We start from the raw sequence: 18,801 nt of genomic DNA on the forward strand, positions 1-18,801 counted from the left end.
TGCCCAAATTCTTTGACAATTTGTAACTTTGTCACTCAATTAAAATGAGCTTTACCGTTTCAATGCGACTTGGCGTGGCCTTGCTGATAATAAATTTCTTACCCGCAATCACCACTTCTTCATTTACTTTCGGAATACGCCCTAAATGATTGATTATGAAGCCCGCTACGGTATCATATTCCGAAGGTTCCAGCGGAAGCTGAATTTCTTCAAATTTCTGAGTGAGTTCTTCAATCTCCACATTTCCACTCACTACATAGGTATTCTCAGAAAGACGTTTCATAATTTCATCTTCTACATCATACTCATCCTGAATATCACCAACCACTTCTTCCAGTAAATCCTCAATGGTAACCATCCCTGAAGTACCGCCATACTCATCCAAAACAATAGCTACCGACATATTGGACTGTCGGAATTCTGTTAACAAATCGTTGGATTTTTTACTGGAGGGAACCAGCTTCACCGGCCGGATAATTTCATTCAGTGATTTTGGTTCATGGAAAAAGTCATGAGCAAACACCACACCTATTACATCATCAATAGAATCACGATATACCGGGAGCTTGGAATGCCCGGATTGGATAAACATATTCAGCACATCTTCAATGGGTGTGTCTTTTTCCACAGCCTCAATTTCAATACGAGGAATCATGGAATCCTTTACCCGCTTGTTTGACAGCTCCAGCACATTGTGCAGAATTTCGGAATCATCCTCATCAATATCTTCACTGCCTCCACTATCACGCAGTTCTTTAAATATCAATTCCACATCCTGACGGCGATAATAATTCTCCGGTACTTCTGCGTCTTTTACCAGCCATCTAATCAAAATATTTGAAGAGCCTTTTGATATCTCAATCAATGGCCTGAACAAATAATAGGCGAACCTAAGAGGAACTGAGATTACTGCTATCATATTATCTGCAAGCGCTCTGAATATGGCCTTGGGGAGAATCTCTCCAAACAACATAATAACTACGGCAGCAATTATGGTTTGAATCAACAGTACCTGTAATTCGGTAGGCATTACTCCAAACCAAGCTTCAAAATAAATCTGGACCGGTTCAACCAGAAAAATAGCCATGAATGTCGCATAAAGTACATTCACTATATTATTTCCAACCAGTGTCGTTGTCAGAAAAGTCTCCGGCTTGCGGGTAAAAAACTCAATGGAATTTCCAAGGAAGCTGTTTTTTCTGGATGCCACTTCCAATTTTAATTTATTGGCTGTAACAAAAGCGATTTCTGACCCCGAGAAAAAACCGCTTAACAGAATTGTAACTATAATCAGGAGTAACTCTATCATACGGTTCCTCCGTCAGTATATAATGTAAAAAATAATGTGCTACCCGATGGAGGTTCGTCTTTCATTCAACAATGATTAGTTCTTATTTACCGGAGAAATTAGGTTTTCTCTTCTCAAGAAAAGCGCCGGTGCCTTCCTTAAAATCAGCAGTACCGCACAATTCTCCAAATAGTCTGGATTCAGACTCATATCCATTTTCATTTCCAGCCTCTTTCACAGCCAAAAGAGCATTTTTTATGGCTATAGGGCCCTGCTTTAAAATTTTGCTAAGCATGGATTTGGCTTCATCAACGGCAGAATGATCTGCCACTTGATTCACCAACCCAATTTCAAAAGCCTCTTCGGCTTTTACCTGTCGGCCGGTCATAATTAATTCCAGAGCCTTGGCCTTTCCTGCCAATTGTGTTAAGCGCTGAGTGCCTCCATATCCAGGGATGAGTCCTAAGCTAACTTCAGGTAAGCCAAATGCTGCATTTGTTGAAGCAATACGCAAGTGACAAGCCATGGCCAATTCACAACCTCCGCCCAAGGCATATCCGTTTACGGCAGCAATAACGGGAATGGTAAGATCTTCTATTCTTTGAAAGATGTCCTGCCCTTTTTTGGATATCTCTGCTCCGGTGACGGGGTCGAGCGTGCTTAACTCCTTAATATCGGCTCCTGCTACAAATGCTTTTTCTCCTTCCCCGGTAATGACAAGTGCATTTATCTTATAATTCTTTTTGATGTCATCAACTGCCTCATCCAGCTCTTTTAGCACCTGGTTGTTCAGTGCATTTAACTTGTCGGGACGATTAATGATAAGTGTACAAATGCCCGATTCATCAACTTCGAGAAGCAGCGTTTCGTAAGAGCGGTCCATAAATTATTCTTTGACTTTCTTAGCAGGTTTAATTTCTGTTTCCACCTCGGTCGAGAGTTCATCTAAAATGGAATCGAAATCCAAATCGTTTTCCCACTCGGTGGTGTACTCCGGTAAAATATCCTGATCTAAGTCGTCAATCAATTGTGAAGTTTCTTCAACTTCGGTAAGCAGATTATCCAACTGGAACCCGATCTCTTCGGGGTTACTCATGGTCATAGATTGCTCGTAGATATACCTGACGGCATCTTCTATGGTTTCCAGATGCGTTTCACAAACCAAATATTTTTCTTTGGCAACGCTGAATTTTTTAAGTCGTTTTTGCATGATGGCCACGCGGCGGGCTTTTGTGCGTTTCAACTTCTCAGACTCAAGTTCTTTTATCTCTTCAATCTGGCGAATAACCTCCTCTTTTAAGTTACTTTCCAGAGAGGTATTCAGGTAAACTTCATAGCGTTTAATCAGATCCAACAGTGTGAGATAATTCCCCAACAATTCATCGATTTTCTTACCGATGTTATCCAATAATCCCTGGGAGCTGTATGGCAGTTTTTCGAAATTTTCCTGGACCAATTTGGCCAGGTGCTTTAGTACCAGAAATCGTTTTTGTGATTTATTATCAAGTGACTGAAACAGTTCTTTTTCATTATTGGCCGCATGACGTTCTTTTATTTTCTTCAGCTCCAGCCTTTTCCGAAAACGAGGAAGCTTAGGTACAATACCCAAATACATCAATTCCAAGCCAAAAACTGCAGTGAGTAATAAACTGGAGAAATCACCCAATCCGGTCATAAAAAAGGCCGTTAGAGTGGAAACCAGCAATACTCCCAGGTTAATGGGATTCATGAAGGCTTCGCGGGTATAGTTGATGTTTAATTCGTCACTCATGATTTTTCTTCTGATGAATTATCCGTGTCTTCCGAACCGGGTTTCTTATTACCAATGGTTTTTTCCGTCCGTATTTCGTCTGCATGCTTTTCAATTTCATTATATAGCATGCCCATTTCAGCTTTTACCTGTTTCAGCGTTTGCTTGGCTTTCTGCTTTTTCAGTTCTTCGTCCAGCTCTTCGTTCTTGATTTTGCTCCCTGCAGTTGAAGACTCATCCTCTAAGCTGTCCATAGCTACATCCAGCCGAGCTTCAACATGGGTTACTTTATCACGAACCTTACCAAGAAATTCATCAACGGTTTCAAGCAAATTATCGGTATTCATATTTTGAACGGCTTTCGAAATCTTGCCTTTTTGCTCCGCCCTTTTCAGGCGTTCCTTTGCCTCTTTAATACGCCGATAATGTTCTTTGTATTCTTCTTTGAGACGTTCGCGATCTTGTTCACCTTTGGTACTCATGACATTGTCCTATGAGCTGCTTTTTTCTTTATTACCTACCGTTTTGGAGCTGTCTTTTTCTTTGGCCGGTTTTTCCTCATCAATATTGATGGAACCACTCTTCTCACCCATTTCCATTTTAAACTGCTCAACCAGTGATTTCGCACGGATTTTTTCTGCATTCGCTTCAATCTCCATGGTTTCGGTATCAATGCTGTCAAGCGCAATTTCCATACGGGCTTCGTTTTTAGCGGAGCGTTCGTTCAGACGATTAATCATCTCATCGTGCGTCTGATCTATTCCGCCAATCTCAAATTGCTCCAGCGTATCTGCAATTTTAGCTTGCCATTCGGAGCGTTCGCTTGCGCGAAGGGCTTCTTTGGCTTCCTGAATTTTACGGTCTTTTTCTTTCATGAACACTTTCTTCACCTTCAGTGCCTTTTCATATGCTTTTTCGGCAAATGCCAACTGATCTTTGGTGTGTGAAAGATTTTCTTTGGCTTTCTCTAATTGAAGCGCATATCCCTCGGCAATGTCATCGCGGTCGGCCTGAATAGCAGACTTTACTTTTGCGGTAAGGTCTTGAATCAATTTCTCATTACGGTTCAGCTCTTTTTGGAGCATCAGTAAATTGGCTTTTACCGTAGCAATATTTTCATTCATCTGGGGAATTTGGTCGTTTAATTCCCGAATATTTTGCTCAAGAATGAGTTTTGGGTCTTCCATTGAGCTTATCAAGCCACCGAACATTGATTTTATAGCGCGGATAAATCGTTGAAACATAATACTTTCCTTTATTTTTAATGCCCTGTTATTACTATGAACTAAATTAACCGATTATTAGTGTATTTCAAGCAGTTAAAGCTCAAATGCCCTGCTGCCGTTTTTGTCAATCGTATGACTCACCAAATGCACCTCCTCGGGTTTAGCCTCGGCAATAGTCACTGCCCCGAATAATACATCGCTTGCAGCTTCTATTGTTGATGGCTTGTTCGTATAACCGGTCAATATTGTTTCACCTTTTGAGATTTTATCTCCAATTTTCTTTTTAAGTACAATTCCGGCCTGTGGGTCAACATTATCTTCCTTCTTTTTCCGGCCGGCTCCAAGTTCAACCGAAGCCATGCCGATTTCAAACGAATCCATTGCAGAAACATATCCGTCCCTCGCGGCTTTGATTTCAAATTCATACTCTGCTTGCGTGTATTTTTTGGGGAATTTAATCATCTCAACATCGCCACCCTGTTCTTCTACAATATCCAGCCATTTCTGAAAAGCCGCTCCATTTTCAATTTGCTGCCTGCTAATCTCAATTCCCCCGGAGATATCTTTGGCCTTACCGCCCAGGTAAATCATCGTTCCGGCAAGCAAGTGGGTAATCTCCATAATATCACTCGGTCCTTTTCCGTGCATCGCATCGATACATTCTTCTACTTCCAGCCAATTCCCAATTTTGAAACCTAACGGCTGATTCATATTAGTTACATAGGCAATGGTTTCTTTGTCAAACTGTGTCCCAATCCCAACTAATGCTTCTCCAAGCTTAATGGCATCTTTGGTATTCTTCATAAAGGCGCCGGAACCTGCTTTCACATCCAGAACAAGGGCATCAATGCCTTCAGCCAACTTCTTACTCATGATGCTGCCGGCAATCAATGGAATGGACTCTACCGTAGCGGTCACATCACGAAGGGCGTATAATCTTTTATCAGCAGGGGCAATTTCTTTGGTTTGTCCGGCCAGCACTAAATCGTGCTTACCGATAATTTCTTTGTAGCGGGCCAAATCCATATCAACGGTGAAGCCGGGTATGGATTCCAATTTATCCAGTGTGCCCCCGGTATGCCCTAATCCGCGACCTGAAATCATTGGAACGGGAACTCCTGCTGAGGCTACTATCGGGGCTAAAATCAGCGAGAGTTTATCTCCGACGCCACCCGTAGAATGTTTATCCACTTTTTTCCCGGAAACATGCGAAAGATCCACAATTTCCCCTGAATGCAACATCGATTCTGTCAAAGCAGCTGACTCATCATCATTTAGTCCATTCAGAAATGACGCCATCAAGAAAGCGCTCACTTGGTAGTCCGGGATCTCATCAGCGGTATACTGATCAATGAGATATTTAATTTCTTCTTTCAGGAGGGTTTGTCCGTCCCGTTTTTTGCGTATAATCGAAACTATATTGTATTTTGAGTCCATACATGAAGTATAGGCTTTAAACAGCTTTTTTTCTCACTCAAATCATACTTTTTGATACACATTTTAGCTGACCAAAATTTGCACAAAATTGAGGAGCTTGTTCCTCCTCATGTCCATCTCTCTCTTTACAATCCCACTGACGGCCTGCCTGATCTAAAACAAGCTGATGCGCTTTTGATCCGAACCGTTACCCACCTGAACCCGGAAACAGTTCCAAACCTGCCTGACAAACTTAAATTTATTGGTACAGGGTCTTCGGGCACCGATCATATCGATAACGAATATTTCGAAAGTCACGGCATTACCCTTGCAGATGCAAACGGTTGTAATGCCCGGGCAGTAGCTGAATATGTAATGACCGCACTTTTACTTTGGAAAGAAGATCGTCAACCCGCCAAACCCTTTGGTAAAGTAGGGGTAATTGGTGTTGGAAAGGCGGGATCAGCCGTCGTGAACTTGCTTCAAAATTTTGGGATTGAATGTGTGCAATATGACCCTCCAAGAGAGAAGCGCGATCCTGATTTTACCTCAGCTTCCATGAAAGAAGTATTGAATTGTGAGATCCTGACCTTTCATGTTCCCCTAAACAAAAAAGGCGAACATCCGACTTTTCACTGGCTGAATGAGCAGAAATTGGAGGGACGTCATTTCAAATTGATTATTAACGCAGCCCGGGGCGGGGTGATTGATGAACTGGCATTAATGAAGTTTTATACAAAAGGTTTTGTAGCAGACTACGTACTCGATGTATGGGAAGCAGAACCGGACTTCAATACAAAAGTAGCCAATCATGCTTTTATTGCCACACCACATATTGCTGGCTATTCGGAACAATCCAAAATAAATGCTACCAAAATAATCTGTGATGAATTAGCTGCTTTCTTTGATCTTGAACCCGCTATTCCCAAATATAAAAATGTATCCAGAACCATTGATTTTGCACATATTAAATATGATCTCAGCAAAGTACTCAACCGGCTTCACCCTATAAAAGAATACGATGCCGCATTGAGGGATTTATTTGAACGCCCCGACAAGAAAGTTCTTTTCCGAAACCTGCGAAATGAATGGCCTTATAGATTTGAATATGAATATCTCAGGATCCGAAAGGAACTGACAGATAAATTTCCGGAACTGAGAAAACTAGGGGTGCATCCAATATAAATCTATTTATTCTACATTAGACGCTATAAAATACGCTGCCAGTAACCCACATCAATCCATTTATCAAACTTGTATCCCACCTCCGTGAAATGTGCCACTTTAGTCATCTCAAATTTCTCATGCAGGGCTATACTGGCTTCATTAGGCAATGCAATCCCTCCAATTACAGCATGAATGCCGTTTTCTTTGAGAATACGGAATAACTCAGCATATAACCCGGATCCCACGCCACGTCCCTTTTTATCGGGATCAACATACACAGTACTCTCAACTGAAAATCGGTATGCACAACGGCCTTTCCACTTTGTTGCATAAGCATATCCCAAAATCCGGCTGCCCGTTTCAGCTACTAACCATGGAAGCCCGGCGTTCTTTACTTCTTGTATTCGATCCGTCATTTCTTCCGGTTTTATTTTTTCTTCCTCAAACGTTACCGTTGTATTTAAAACATAGTAGTTATAAATACGAGTTAGCATCTTGCTGTCTTCAATTGTCGCACTTCGGATAGTCACCTTACCTGTCATATCTTTTTTTAAGATTTTACTTCATAAATGAAACCGTCTTCGTAATCAACGCTCCTAAGTCCTCATTACCCTTAACCGTTATTCGGTTCAAAGCTTCACTTTCCGATATATTTTTGGTGAATATGCGCCAGGCTGTGTCGTCATCCATGGATACCTCAGTCCCGGCTGCATCATCGGCTTCAGCCTTATAAAGCTTCCATTCACTTCCTTGATTAACTAAAAGCCAAGTATCGTCAATTACTTCTGTAACATGAATGAGCACACTTTCACCGGAAATATTGCCTGCATGACGATCATAAACAGGAGGAACTCCTCTGATTAAAGTATCAATCAACGGTTCCAGCCACTTTTTTTCGACCAAATTCGGCCTGCCCACCGCTTCCCTTATTTGCTGTTGATGGTGCCATTTTTCGGTGTATTCCCGGGCGATATCAAACCAGTTTTCGGATTGCTCCTCTCCCGCCCAGTCCACACTGAATTTGGCTCTCCCCTTTGGATCAAGATTTTTGAGGTGTTCCATCACTTTTGGTGTCAGAAATTCGGTAAGCTCTATGATCAACTTAGGACTGAGTCGTTTTGCAGCCCGAACCCATTCATTATTTACGGCATTGAGAAAATTTACAAGCGAGGTATAATCTCGGATCGGCTCTTCAGGAGGCGGCAGTTCATGATGATCTCTATGAATAGACAACCGCCTCAAATCCCCATCCAACAAATGTGCCGCAACGTCCTTTACATTCCATTGGGTGCTGATAGTCGGACTGTTCCACTCTTTTTTGGTTAAAGAAGCAAGAAGTTTAATGAGCTCCTGCTGTACTTCTTCAAATATGGGAATGGTGTTTATCAGTTTTAATGGTTGCATTTGGTTTCAAATTTAATTGATTAAAGATTCGACATCCTAATTTAATCAATTTGTGCCTTTATGGTCATGACTTAATACTCTTGTTAATATCTGCTTCCACAATTAGTTTAGTTAAAATTTGAATGGTTGCCTCTTGTTTTCAGTTACTATTATTATATCACCGTAAAATAATTTCAGGAGGTTCGTATGCCATTAAGCAGATTGATAGACTACTTAGAAGAACACAACAAAAAGTACGTAGTTATAAAACATTCCACGGCATTTACGGCACAGGAAGTAGCGGCTTCTGCTCACATACCGGGAAAAGACATGGCCAAAACCGTGATCGTAAAAGTGGACGGAGAGATGAAAATGGTGGTGCTCCCTTCCACCCACAATGTTGACTTCGAAGCAATCAAAGAAGCACTGAATGCAGATGAAGCTGAATTGGCTACCGAACAGGAGTTTGAGGAATTGTTTCCGGAATGCGAATTAGGCGCCATGCCTCCCTTTGGGAACTTCTACGACATGGAAACACTGGTAGCTGAATCATTGACCGAAGACGAAGAAATTGCCTTTAATGCCGGAACGCATAAAGAGTTGGTACAAATGAATTACAGCGATTTTGCAGAATTGGTACAGCCTAAAATTTTACCTGTAGGTGTACGGGCTTAAGCCGGTAATCAATTTTACCAACATAAACACAGTTAGCCGGCATGGAATGAGTAATCAGTTTTGGGTTAAGAAGTCGCTATTACTCTTTTCGAAACGAAAAAAGCATTTTTTCAGTCCGGAGTATTATTCCAGATTATATCATCTTTAGTTACAATAAGATCAAAATAATCGGAATCAGAGACTAAGGAAGTGATGTCTACAGGACCGCTGACTTCCATCATGGGTTCACCCCACAAACCTACTTCTGTGGTGCTAATGCTATGAATATGATATACCCCATTGGCATTTCTGGCATGCATCCCATCATCACTGACCTCATCAGCCGGGAAGTCAATTTTGGAAAAATCGAGCCCTTCAAAACTGCCCCCTCCGCCACCTAATATCAGTGGTTTATGAACGTAACTTTGCACAAAGGCGGATATAGTGACCAAATCCTGACGTACCACATCATGATTCATTGAATTTGATTGGGTGCCAAATACTGAAATGGCGAGCACCGTTGCAATCCCCACCAAAACCATAAGTAATATCACCAGAAATAATTGTTGCTGTCCCATAAGCCTGCCGTATTTTTATTTGACCAATAATATTCAACTATGGGAACCCATGGAATTAGAAATAATTTATAATACGGCTGCATACAACCTGTCACGTTGCTGATCGGATAGAGATGATCGTTTTTTGATGCAAAATAATTTTGAGCCGTATAAATCTAACAACGGCCCATTTTCAGCAGGATTTCTTTGCACGGAGTCAAAGACCTTAAAAGCAACCTCCACTCTTCCCCTTCTCGGACCCACGTACTCATATATTTAAGTGGCCCCCAACGGCCAACCGGCTTCATTATACCATCTATGTCCATTCGGCCCATTACCAAAGCAATGTCGCCATAAAACAGTACTTCTGTCCCCGTTAATTGCACATCAGTTGCGTCCCATGCAGAAAGGCCGGCAATAACCTGAGATTTGTTCTCGATCAGCCCGCCCGGTGCAAGAACCCTGAAATCATCCAGTGCAACTTGCTCAATAAAAGCAGAATCCCGATCAACGATTTGTGAACGGGCGAGTTCCTCATTTAGCCGGAGAAGCTCTTTCTTGTCCACTTCACGTTCATTGCCCGAATCCTGTCCAACTTCATTTGAAACAGATGCATTCTGTGGATACAGGACTCCATCTTTTGCTACCAAGATTATATTGCGAAGAAAATTTATATCCTGCAGAGGATCACCTGAAAGCAACACAAAATCAGCTCGCTTACCCACTTCAAGGGAACCGTGTGTTTCTTCGATTCCAATCGCTCTTGCGTTGTTTAATGTGGCTGCCTTTATAGCATCAAGGGGAGAAACCCCATGTTCTACAAGAGTTTCGATTTCCGACTGAACAGGGACACTTCCATCGGAATCAGTGCCGGCAGCAATGGTTACTCCCGCTTCGTAAGCCTCCCGGGTAGCACCAATGGTCCAGGCTCTTCGGGCAGACATATCGATGTTACGGGCAGCTTCAGCTAAATGTTGGGATTGGCCTGCCTGGCCGGTATCCACCCGTGGGCTTTCCCCTGCAGAAAATGTAGGTTCCAGGATGGTTCCGTTATTGGCCATTAAATGATAGAGAGAATCATAAGGAGCATCTCCGGGATCAGTGGAAAAATCTTGCTTTGGCATCCATTCTGTTATGGCCTCATTAAACCCCGAAGGTAAACCTGAAAATGCTTCCGGATAAAGTCCGCCGCTATGGGAAAGCACATCTGCCCCTGCCGAGACAGCATCGCTTGGCTTACTGGGAAAAATAGTGGCATGGCTCCATACTTTTAATCCTTGCCGGTGAGCTTCATTAGTGATTTGTTTCAACAATCCGGGTTCAATGGCTGAGTAGAGCTTTATTCCTGTTGCTCCGGTACCTTTAGCTTCCGCGATAATCTGGGGCAGATCGGTATGGCCGGTCACTACTCGCATCCAGGGTGCTTCTCCCGGTTTTAAGCCTCTGGCCGCAAAGCGGGTTCTGGGGTCTTGTAAAAATGACGCGCCAAATAAAACAGCTGAATAGTAGATATTGGGAGTTTGAATAGTCCCCAACTTTGCATCCCGCGCAAGTACCGATAAGGTCCGGGCATCCCCTCCCATATCCCGAACAGTAGTTGTACCCGAAGCTAATAATGCTTTCAATCTCTTTTCAGGATCAGGGTTTTTAGTTAAATGAACATGAGCGTCGATCAATCCCGGCAAAACGAAATGTCCGGACATATCCAATATTTTTGATTCTCCAGGTAGCGTTTTCTGACCGGTGGGAAACAGGTCGGAAATGATTTCATTTTTGATTACCAGTGTCATGTTTGGCTGCTGTGCCGAACCGGTACCATCAATAACTGTAATATTGGTTATTGCAATCGTTGGTGCATCAACTTGCTGCGCCCGGGTGGGAAAAATTAAAATAACACTCAGGCAAAGAACTGACAGGTACTGTTTCATAGCAGACCCCTTCAATATTTATAATGGTTGGTATGTTTTTAATGCACAATAAAAACCCCGTGCTTAGCCTCATCAAGTTATTTGGGATAGACTTGCCAAGGTATTATGCTTTAAAAAACGACTAAAAAATTTTAAAAAGCAATCTCAAAGCTCCGCAGTCCCGATCATATGCCCGGCTGAATAGTATGATGCTCAATTTCGATGGTGCATTCCAACGTTAAGCATCGGAACGAGGAGATTAAGAGAGCAAACAAAAAAAATAGTGATGAATACCGCCCGTCACCATTGGTGAAGAACCTCTGTCACCATTGGTGACGAGATAGAATGATGAGTATAAAAAAAGGAAAGGATCTAAATAGCTGTCCGCCCGAGTCCCTTTAACACCTTTCTATTTTCTTCAACAACCCCACCACAGAGTCGGGATAAGAATCCTCAAAAGTGAGGGCAAAATCAGCCGCTGCATGAATCTCATATTCAGAGCTTTGGGCCTGCATTACCATGGCAGTCTGCATGTCAGGATCCAAATAGGGAAACACAAGATCCTCAACGGATTGCCAGTCATGATCAGAACATTGGAAAGATTGGGGTTTCGTGTGAGCGCAGGAAAGACCGATGGCCAGGATCCCGGGTATTGAAAGTTTTAGAAATTTGGTGTACATGTTTTGTTTTAACGATTTAGCGCAACTTTTTTTCATGCGGACAGGGAGGTTCTGAGTGGCGTTCCCAACCGGGAGGTTGGGAACGAGATTATAATGCATCGGTGTCACTTATACGATCAAGTAACTTTCTATATATAAATGCGATGCTCGCCCAAGTGACAGCCAGCAAAACACCTCCGGCTAATGCAGTAAGTGGACCACGCTCACCTCTCATCATGAGGTCTATCACTAGGATAAACTGAGAGAGCCCAACAACTGCGGCGGCTTTGTAGACACTTTTCATGTGTTTCGTTGTCCACACAAAAAGCCATACTCCTAGTATAACGTAAACTAACAACCCTATTGCCGGATGCACTGATATTGTATCATTGTCTGCTTGTGCTATAGGCTGGAAAAATATCAGAACACCCACAAGATTGACCACCACAGAAGTGATCACTGCACCAATAATTGGAATCCAAGTTTTCATATCTGATTTCTATGCTGTATAACGTATGACGAACATTTCGCTTAGCCTGAATGTATATAATTCAGCATTTAGTCGCACATAAAATACTAATAGACTTGAATTTAGCGAAAACAAGTTCAATATCCCGACGGTGGTCGGGACAAATAAATCAGTCTAATAAATCTTTATAGAATTTTAGATTCCGAACAACTCTCTCGCCGTCTCAGTAGTTTTCTCATCCACTTCCACCAAACTCATCCCAAAAATATCCGCCAGTTTCTCTGCCGTAAATTTCATGAAGGCAGGTTCATTTCGTTTGCCACGCTTGGGCGTTGGGGAAAGATAGGGCGCATCGGTTTCCAGCATCATTTTTTCTAAGGGAAGTTGACCCACCGTCTTATCAACCCCTGCGTTTTTGAAGGTTACCACACCTCCAATGCCCAGATGTAATCCCAAATCAATGGCGCGTTTTCCCTCCTCCACCGTTCCGTTGAAGCAGTGCCAGATCCCGGCCAGGTTTCCATCCTGTTCCTGCTCAATGATTTCCAGCATATCCTCCGTACTCTCCCGGTTATGAATGATGACCGGTTTTTGCACTTGCTTGGCTACCTTGCAGTGAATATTAAAGCTTTCTTTTTGCTGCTTCACCAGGTCGGTGCTCCAATAATAATCCAAGCCGGTCTCTCCCACTCCGTAGAAATCATCTTTGGTGCAATATTTCAGCAGCTTGTCTTCGTAACTGCTTGGGAGTTCTTCTTTTACATCGCAGGGATGAATACCTGCCATTTTGTAGAAGGCGATTTCAGGGTGACTCAACTTTTCCATTTGCGCGATGGAACCAAAGTCGATGGCCGGCATAAAGATGGCTTCCACCCCGGCTTCCACGGCTCGCCGGAACACTTCGTCCCGATCTTCATTAAATTGGTCAAGGTAAATATGAGAATGCGTATCAATCATAGGTTATTTTCAAATTTTATGTAGATTCTTACAGGTTGTATCTTCATGATCGCATGAGTGTAAGGTACAGTCAATTTCCATCAAATTAATTGAGAAAACTCCTTTATGTCTTCCATTATTACCGCGGAATATCATCAGTTTGAAAAAATCCCTACCAGTATTTTTAGTGATGCCGCTGAAGCTTCCTTGTATGTAGCCCGTGAAATAGCCGAAACTATCCGGGCGAACAACGCCGAAGATACACACACCGTACTTGGACTCGCAACCGGTTCTACCCCAACCAACGTATATGATGAGCTGGTGAGGCTCCATAGAGAAGAAGGCCTGGATTTCAGTAAGGTAATTACTTTTAATCTGGACGAATATTACCCGATGGAGCCGGATTCCCTGCAAAGTTACGTGCGATATATGGATGAGTATTTATTTAACCATATCAACATTCCCCGGGAAAATATACACATCCCCGATGGCACGCTGAGCCGGGAGGAAGTCATTCCTTTTTGCAAAGAATATGAGCGGAAAATTGACAAATTCGGTGGACTCGACATCCAAATTCTGGGCATCGGCCGGACGGGACATATCGGATTTAACGAGCCCGGGTCTTCAGTGAATTCCAAAACCCGTCTTATTGCACTCGACAGTCTCACCATCCTGGATGCCGCCAGCGGGTTTTACGGCACAGAGAATGTCCCTCGCCGTGCCATTACCATGGGTGTCGGCACCATTCTGAATGCTGAACGGTTGCTGCTTATGGCGTGGGGAGAGGGGAAAGCCCCTATTATTAAGGAAACGGTGGAGGGTGATATCACCGGACAGGTGCCGGCTACTTATTTGCAAAATCACAACAACGCAGAAGTCATCCTTGATAATGGAGCATCTGCAGAACTTACCCGTGTTAAAACCCCCTGGCTGATCGGGCCCATCAAATGGACGGATGAGCTCATCAGGAAAGCGGTCGTCTGGCTGAGTTTAAAGTTGGAAAAGCCTATCCTGAAGCTAACCGATCAGGATTACAGCGAGCATGGAATGAACGACATCCTGATTGATTTTGGCAGTGCCTATACCATTAATATCCGCGTATTTAATGAGATTCAGCACACCATCACCGGATGGCCGGGCGGTAAACCCAATGCTGATGATACCACCCGCCCGGAACGTAAAGAGCCCTACCCCAAAAGAGTGCTCATCTTCAGCCCTCACCCTGATGACGATGTCATCTCCATGGGCGGCACCTTTATCCGTCTGGCCGATCAGGGGCATGAAGTACATGTAGCCTATCAAACATCGGGCAACATTGCCGTTTTTGATGAAGAAGCCTTAAGGTTTGCCGACTTTGTCACAGATTACAATGAAGCATTTGGCCTGAAAGATCAAAATGTGATGGATTTATTTGAAGAAGCCCGGGCTTTTATAAGTCAAAAAACGCCCGGTGAAATTGATTCAGAAAAAATAAAAACCATTAAGAGTTTAATCCGGCGGGGTGAAGCCAAGGCTGCGTGCAGGTATGTGGGCATTCCGGATGAGCATATCCATTTCCTGGATTTACCTTTTTACGAAACCGGTAAAATCCGCAAAAAACCGATCGGCAAAGAGGATATCCAAATTGTTAAAAACCTGATAGAAGAAATAAAACCGCATCAGATTTATGCTGCCGGAGATCTTTCTGATCCCCACGGCACCCACCGGGTCTGCCTCAATGCCATTTTTGAAGCGCTGGATGAACTTAAGGGTGAATCGTGGATGCAAGACTGCTGGACCTGGTTATACCGCGGGGCTTGGCAGGAATGGGATATAGACGAAATTGAGATGGCGGTACCTTTAAGTCCTGAAGAAAAAAACCGCAAGCGAAGTGCCATCTTCAAACATCAGTCCCAAAAAGACCGCCCTCTTTTCCCGGGGACCGACAAAAGAGAATTTTGGCAGCGGGCGGAAGAACGCAATCAACGTACGGCCCGGCTTTACGACCAGCTTGGATTGGCCGAATACGAAGCGATAGAAGCTTTTGTCCGGTATATACCTTAACCTGAATTACCTTGAGAAGTAAAGTAAAGGGCGATATGTTCAATGGGGCTTCGAACCACCGATTTCACTTCGAGACCCATTTGCCTGGCACAAGCACGAAGTTCGGCTTCATAAACAGAAGCGATGGAGCCTACAAAACCCAATTCATTTTTTTTGATTTCATCCGGAAAAGTTTCAATTACCTTCTCAAAAAAAGCCTCAAACCCGGAGTATAAAATTTGCTGCATCTGTGGATAGTGTGATTTAACCCCCATTATTTTACATACATCAGCGGCAAACAGTTTGCCTTCTTTTGTCTTTTTGAACATCAGGTTAAGTTTATCTGTGTCCGTTTCTATTTTCTGATCCAGATATACTTTCAAATCCTTATGAATTTTACCGGACAGATACAGCTGCAGTATCCTTTTACCGATATCACTTCCACTGCCTTCATCTCCATCGGGATACCCTACAGATGGCATTTGTCTCACAACTTCCCCATTGCTGTAAAACCCCGCACCGGATCCGGTTCCCATGATACAGACAATCCCTTCTTTTTGCCCAAATAAAGCCAGACCGGCCCCATCCAAGTCGGTATTTACCTCCACCTCGGTAAATTCAAAAATCTCACTCAAATAAGCGGCTACTTCTTTTTTCTTTTGGGGCAAACCGCACCCGGATCCATAGAAATAAATTTTAGAAACGGCTTTCCCCAATAAATTGGGCTTCAGTTCTTTAGTCAATACATTCATAAATTCAACAGCCGTAACCAGATGCGGATTAAGCCCTTCGGTCTGAATGAATTGAGGGCGTTCTTCACTCAATAAAACCCAATCGGTTTTCGAAGCTCCGCTATCTGCTATTAAAATATTCATAAGCCAATAGTAAAGAAAAATTCTGAACTTGGTAACTGTGATAAAAACAAGACATAGCAAAACAATGTCGATCTAAGTATTATCCAAGCGAATCAAACATTGATTGATCATGAGCCTGACTTACACCAACTATCTAAAAATTGATGAGCTGACGAATCTGCAACAGCTTAAATCAGATCCGCCTGAACACGATGAAGTACTGTTTATCATCATTCATCAAACCTATGAACTTTGGTTCAAACAGATTCTGCATGAGTTTGGGAAATTACGGAAAGACCTTGAAGCCGGGAAAACCTGGGGTTCTCTCAAAACCATGCGGAGAATTCTGACTATCCTTAAAACCATGGTTTCTCAAATTGATATCCTTGAAACCATGACTCCGCTCGAATTCAACAGCTTTAGAGAATTTCTTGGTCAATCCAGCGGGTTTCAATCCCTGCAGTTCCGCGAAATGGAAATTGTGTGCGGACTTCGGTTTCCCCTCATGAAAGAAGCTCACAAAGATCAGCCCGAACACCTTAAGATATTAGAATTCCGAATGGAAGAATCCACACTGTGGGAAAGCTTTTGTTCATACCTGAGAACACGCGGTTACGAGGTTCACCCCAAACGGGAAAATGAAAAGGGACTCATTCACAATCCCTCAGAAGAAATTCAGGAAATGTTGGTAAGTGCCATGAAAAATGATCCTGAAGCGGCCCTGATAGCCGAGCTTTTTGTGGATTATGACGAAGGACTTCAGGAATGGCGATACCGGCATGTAAAAATGGTGGAGCGCACTATTGGCACTAAAAAAGGTACAGGGGGCTCGGATGGAGCAAAATATCTGCACAAAACTCTGAACAACCCTATTTTCCCGGATCTTTGGGCTATTCGATCTAAATTTTAAAATGAACAAATTAGCTTGTTATTCAGTTACTGTAACCAAACCAACTCATAAGGCTCTTGATGTCAGACATTGATTTTTTAGCAAACAAACTTGCCCCTCACTATTCCCGTTTTCGGGTTTCCGAACGGCTTCTCTTCACCGGACATTCCCACCAGGCCTGGCCCGATGTAGCCCGTGAAGGCCAAATAGAGTACTTCGATGTATGCGCCCGTGATGTAGACAATAAATGGGAAGCTGCATTCGAAAAGACGGATATCTTACGCAATTATCTCCGGGATTTTTATGATGATCCGGACGGATTCTATTGCCGCGAGGAAAGCACGCATATTCTGTTTGTAAGTTGGATGAGTAGTCTCGACCTGAAGAATAAGCCTAAAATCATTTCCACCGATGGCGAATTCCATTCCCTTTTTAGGCAACTGCACCGCCTGGAAGAAGAAGGCCTGGAATTCATTCAGGTTCCTGTCAATCCAGATAACACCTTTGCTGAGCGTATAATCAGTGAAATGGATGACCGAACTTCTGCCGTAATGCTGTCCCGGGTTTACTTTGAAACTTCTTTGATCAATACCCATCTCACCGAAATTGCAGCTGCGGCCCGAAAACAAGGAATCCCGGTTTTAATTGATGACTACCATGGAACTAACGTTGTTCCTCTTTCCATTCGGGATGCCGGATTGGAAGATTGTTTTATTCTGATCGGGGGCTATAAATATTTGCAGTGGGGTGAAGCGAATTGTTTTCTGCGTTTCCCTAAAGATTGTGAATACCGCCCAGCCATCACCGGATGGTTTGCTTCCTTCAGCACGCTCGATAAACCCCGTACTGACGATCCCGTCGAATATGACCACGACAACCAGCGTTTTGCCAGCGGCACCTATGATCCCTCCTCTCAATTCCGGGCAGCAAAGGTGGTGGAATTTTTCCGGGAGCAAGGGTTGACACCCGAGGTTTTGAGGAGTCAATACAAAGTCCAGGTGGATTTATTAAGAAAACAATTTCTCTCCAGGAATTTTGATGCATCGGTAATCCGGCTCACCCATAAAGAACCGCTGGAAAGAAATGGAGGGTTTTTGTCTCTGACATCACCCCACGCCCGCGACATTCGTGCACAACTAATGGAAGATGGAGTGTTCACCGATGCCCGTGGGGAGATCCTTCGATTCGGCCCGGCTCCCTATATCACCACCTCCCAAATAGAACAAGCTATGAATGCATTGGAGAAGGTGGTTGGCGGAATTTGAAGAATATTTGTGCCATCCCTGCGGGATTTTGATACTTATCTAACATATACCCCGGATTAAAATCCGGGGCTACACTCTACCGCCCCTGCCGGGACTGGAGTTCCGAGATCAAACATTATTGACCTGATAAAATCCCAGAGGGTTGACAGAATATAGCCGCGGGATTCAACCCGTGGATAGAAGATCATATACATGTTAAGTCCCAGCCGGACGGCACAAAAGAAGAACAATGATATAATTGATAATCAATTCAGTCCCTTCGGGACTATCACTTTTTTTAAAAAATTTTGTAAGGAATTTCATTTTCACCCCTCTTACTATATAAACAAAAAATTCTTGGGGAAATATGAAATTCGTTC

Annotated in this window: 19 protein-coding genes; 5 read left to right on the forward strand and 14 right to left on the reverse strand. The window is 43.2% G+C overall.

Going from position 1 to position 18,801, the window contains the following annotated elements:
* Window positions 1–31: 31 nt before the first annotated feature.
* From HUJ22_RS06110 to HUJ22_RS06135, 6 genes are all read right to left on the reverse strand, one after another.
* Window positions 32–1,309 (reverse strand): hemolysin family protein, encoded by a 1,278-nt coding sequence (locus HUJ22_RS06110; RefSeq protein WP_290875276.1) that lies wholly within the window; start codon window positions 1,307–1,309, stop codon window positions 32–34.
* An 82-nt stretch (window positions 1,310–1,391) separates the two neighbouring features.
* Window positions 1,392–2,171, reverse strand: a complete 780-nt coding sequence (locus HUJ22_RS06115; protein ID WP_290875278.1) for an enoyl-CoA hydratase-related protein — start codon at window positions 2,169–2,171, stop codon at window positions 1,392–1,394.
* A 3-nt stretch (window positions 2,172–2,174) separates the two neighbouring features.
* Window positions 2,175–3,059 carry a hypothetical protein gene (locus tag HUJ22_RS06120; RefSeq protein ID WP_290875280.1) on the reverse strand — a complete coding sequence of 295 codons (885 nt, stop codon included), beginning with the start codon at window positions 3,057–3,059 and terminating at the stop codon, window positions 2,175–2,177.
* Window positions 3,056–3,520, reverse strand: a complete 465-nt coding sequence (locus tag HUJ22_RS06125) for a hypothetical protein (protein ID WP_290875282.1) — start codon at window positions 3,518–3,520, stop codon at window positions 3,056–3,058. The genes HUJ22_RS06120 and HUJ22_RS06125 overlap by 4 nt, the downstream gene beginning before the upstream one ends.
* Before the next feature lie 9 nt (window positions 3,521–3,529).
* Window positions 3,530–4,282, reverse strand: a complete 753-nt coding sequence (locus tag HUJ22_RS06130) for a PspA/IM30 family protein (protein WP_290875284.1) — start codon at window positions 4,280–4,282, stop codon at window positions 3,530–3,532.
* Between the two features lie 75 nt (window positions 4,283–4,357).
* Window positions 4,358–5,701 (reverse strand): thymidine phosphorylase, encoded by a 1,344-nt coding sequence (locus HUJ22_RS06135; protein ID WP_290875286.1) that lies wholly within the window; start codon window positions 5,699–5,701, stop codon window positions 4,358–4,360.
* A 78-nt stretch (window positions 5,702–5,779) separates the two neighbouring features.
* On the opposite strand from HUJ22_RS06135, the gene HUJ22_RS06140 reads away from it, so the two are divergent.
* Window positions 5,780–6,865, forward strand: coding sequence for a 4-phosphoerythronate dehydrogenase (locus HUJ22_RS06140; protein ID WP_290875288.1), 1,086 nt, complete (start codon window positions 5,780–5,782; stop codon window positions 6,863–6,865).
* 23 nt (window positions 6,866–6,888) lie between these two features.
* Here the strand turns inward: HUJ22_RS06140 and HUJ22_RS06145 are convergent, their stop codons facing one another.
* Window positions 6,889–7,389 (reverse strand): arsinothricin resistance N-acetyltransferase ArsN1 family B, encoded by a 501-nt coding sequence (locus HUJ22_RS06145; RefSeq protein ID WP_290875290.1) that lies wholly within the window; start codon window positions 7,387–7,389, stop codon window positions 6,889–6,891.
* Between the two features lie 16 nt (window positions 7,390–7,405).
* The gene (locus HUJ22_RS06150; RefSeq protein WP_290875292.1) at window positions 7,406–8,251 is read right to left on the reverse strand and encodes a maleylpyruvate isomerase N-terminal domain-containing protein; all 846 of its coding nucleotides are present in this window, start codon (window positions 8,249–8,251) and stop codon (window positions 7,406–7,408) included.
* A gap of 186 nt (window positions 8,252–8,437) precedes the next feature.
* On the opposite strand from HUJ22_RS06150, the gene HUJ22_RS06155 reads away from it, so the two are divergent.
* Window positions 8,438–8,905: an aminoacyl-tRNA deacylase gene (locus HUJ22_RS06155; protein ID WP_290875294.1), complete on the forward strand. Its 468-nt coding sequence runs from the start codon at window positions 8,438–8,440 to the stop codon at window positions 8,903–8,905.
* Between the two features lie 110 nt (window positions 8,906–9,015).
* Here HUJ22_RS06155 and HUJ22_RS06160 read toward each other — a convergent pair whose 3' ends face one another.
* The 5 genes from HUJ22_RS06160 to HUJ22_RS06180 form a co-directional block, all read right to left on the reverse strand.
* Window positions 9,016–9,462, reverse strand: coding sequence for a hypothetical protein (locus tag HUJ22_RS06160; protein WP_290875295.1), 447 nt, complete (start codon window positions 9,460–9,462; stop codon window positions 9,016–9,018).
* Window positions 9,463–9,617: 155 nt separating this feature from the next.
* Window positions 9,618–11,369: an amidohydrolase family protein gene (locus tag HUJ22_RS06165; protein WP_290875298.1), complete on the reverse strand. Its 1,752-nt coding sequence runs from the start codon at window positions 11,367–11,369 to the stop codon at window positions 9,618–9,620.
* A gap of 377 nt (window positions 11,370–11,746) precedes the next feature.
* A complete protein-coding gene (locus HUJ22_RS06170) occupies window positions 11,747–12,028 on the reverse strand; it encodes a hypothetical protein (RefSeq protein ID WP_290875300.1) in 282 nt (93 codons plus the stop codon).
* 88 nt (window positions 12,029–12,116) lie between these two features.
* A complete protein-coding gene (locus HUJ22_RS06175; protein WP_290875302.1) occupies window positions 12,117–12,311 on the reverse strand; it encodes a hypothetical protein in 195 nt (64 codons plus the stop codon).
* 360 nt (window positions 12,312–12,671) lie between these two features.
* A complete protein-coding gene (locus tag HUJ22_RS06180; protein WP_290875304.1) occupies window positions 12,672–13,433 on the reverse strand; it encodes a TatD family hydrolase in 762 nt (253 codons plus the stop codon).
* A gap of 105 nt (window positions 13,434–13,538) precedes the next feature.
* Between HUJ22_RS06180 and nagB the strand changes: the two genes are divergently transcribed.
* Window positions 13,539–15,455, forward strand: coding sequence for a glucosamine-6-phosphate deaminase (gene nagB / locus HUJ22_RS06185; protein WP_290875306.1), 1,917 nt, complete (start codon window positions 13,539–13,541; stop codon window positions 15,453–15,455).
* On the opposite strand, the gene HUJ22_RS06190 is transcribed toward nagB, so the two are convergent.
* Complete coding sequence (locus HUJ22_RS06190; RefSeq protein ID WP_290875308.1) at window positions 15,452–16,309, reverse strand: hypothetical protein; 858 nt, start codon at window positions 16,307–16,309, stop codon at window positions 15,452–15,454. The two genes, nagB and HUJ22_RS06190, sit on opposite strands and share 4 nt — an antisense overlap.
* A 109-nt stretch (window positions 16,310–16,418) precedes the next feature.
* Here HUJ22_RS06190 and HUJ22_RS06195 point away from each other — a divergent pair, with 109 nt between their 5' ends.
* Both HUJ22_RS06195 and HUJ22_RS06200 read left to right on the forward strand, forming a co-directional pair.
* On the forward strand, window positions 16,419–17,198 hold the full coding sequence (locus tag HUJ22_RS06195) for a tryptophan 2,3-dioxygenase family protein (RefSeq protein ID WP_290875310.1): 780 nt from the start codon (window positions 16,419–16,421) through the stop codon (window positions 17,196–17,198).
* 59 nt (window positions 17,199–17,257) lie between these two features.
* Window positions 17,258–18,442 carry a hypothetical protein gene (locus HUJ22_RS06200; RefSeq protein ID WP_290875312.1) on the forward strand — a complete coding sequence of 395 codons (1,185 nt, stop codon included), beginning with the start codon at window positions 17,258–17,260 and terminating at the stop codon, window positions 18,440–18,442.
* The last annotated feature ends 359 nt before the right edge of the window (window positions 18,443–18,801 follow it).

This window comes from Gracilimonas sp. (genome assembly GCF_014762685.1).
Taxonomy (GTDB): domain Bacteria; phylum Bacteroidota; class Rhodothermia; order Balneolales; family Balneolaceae; genus Gracilimonas.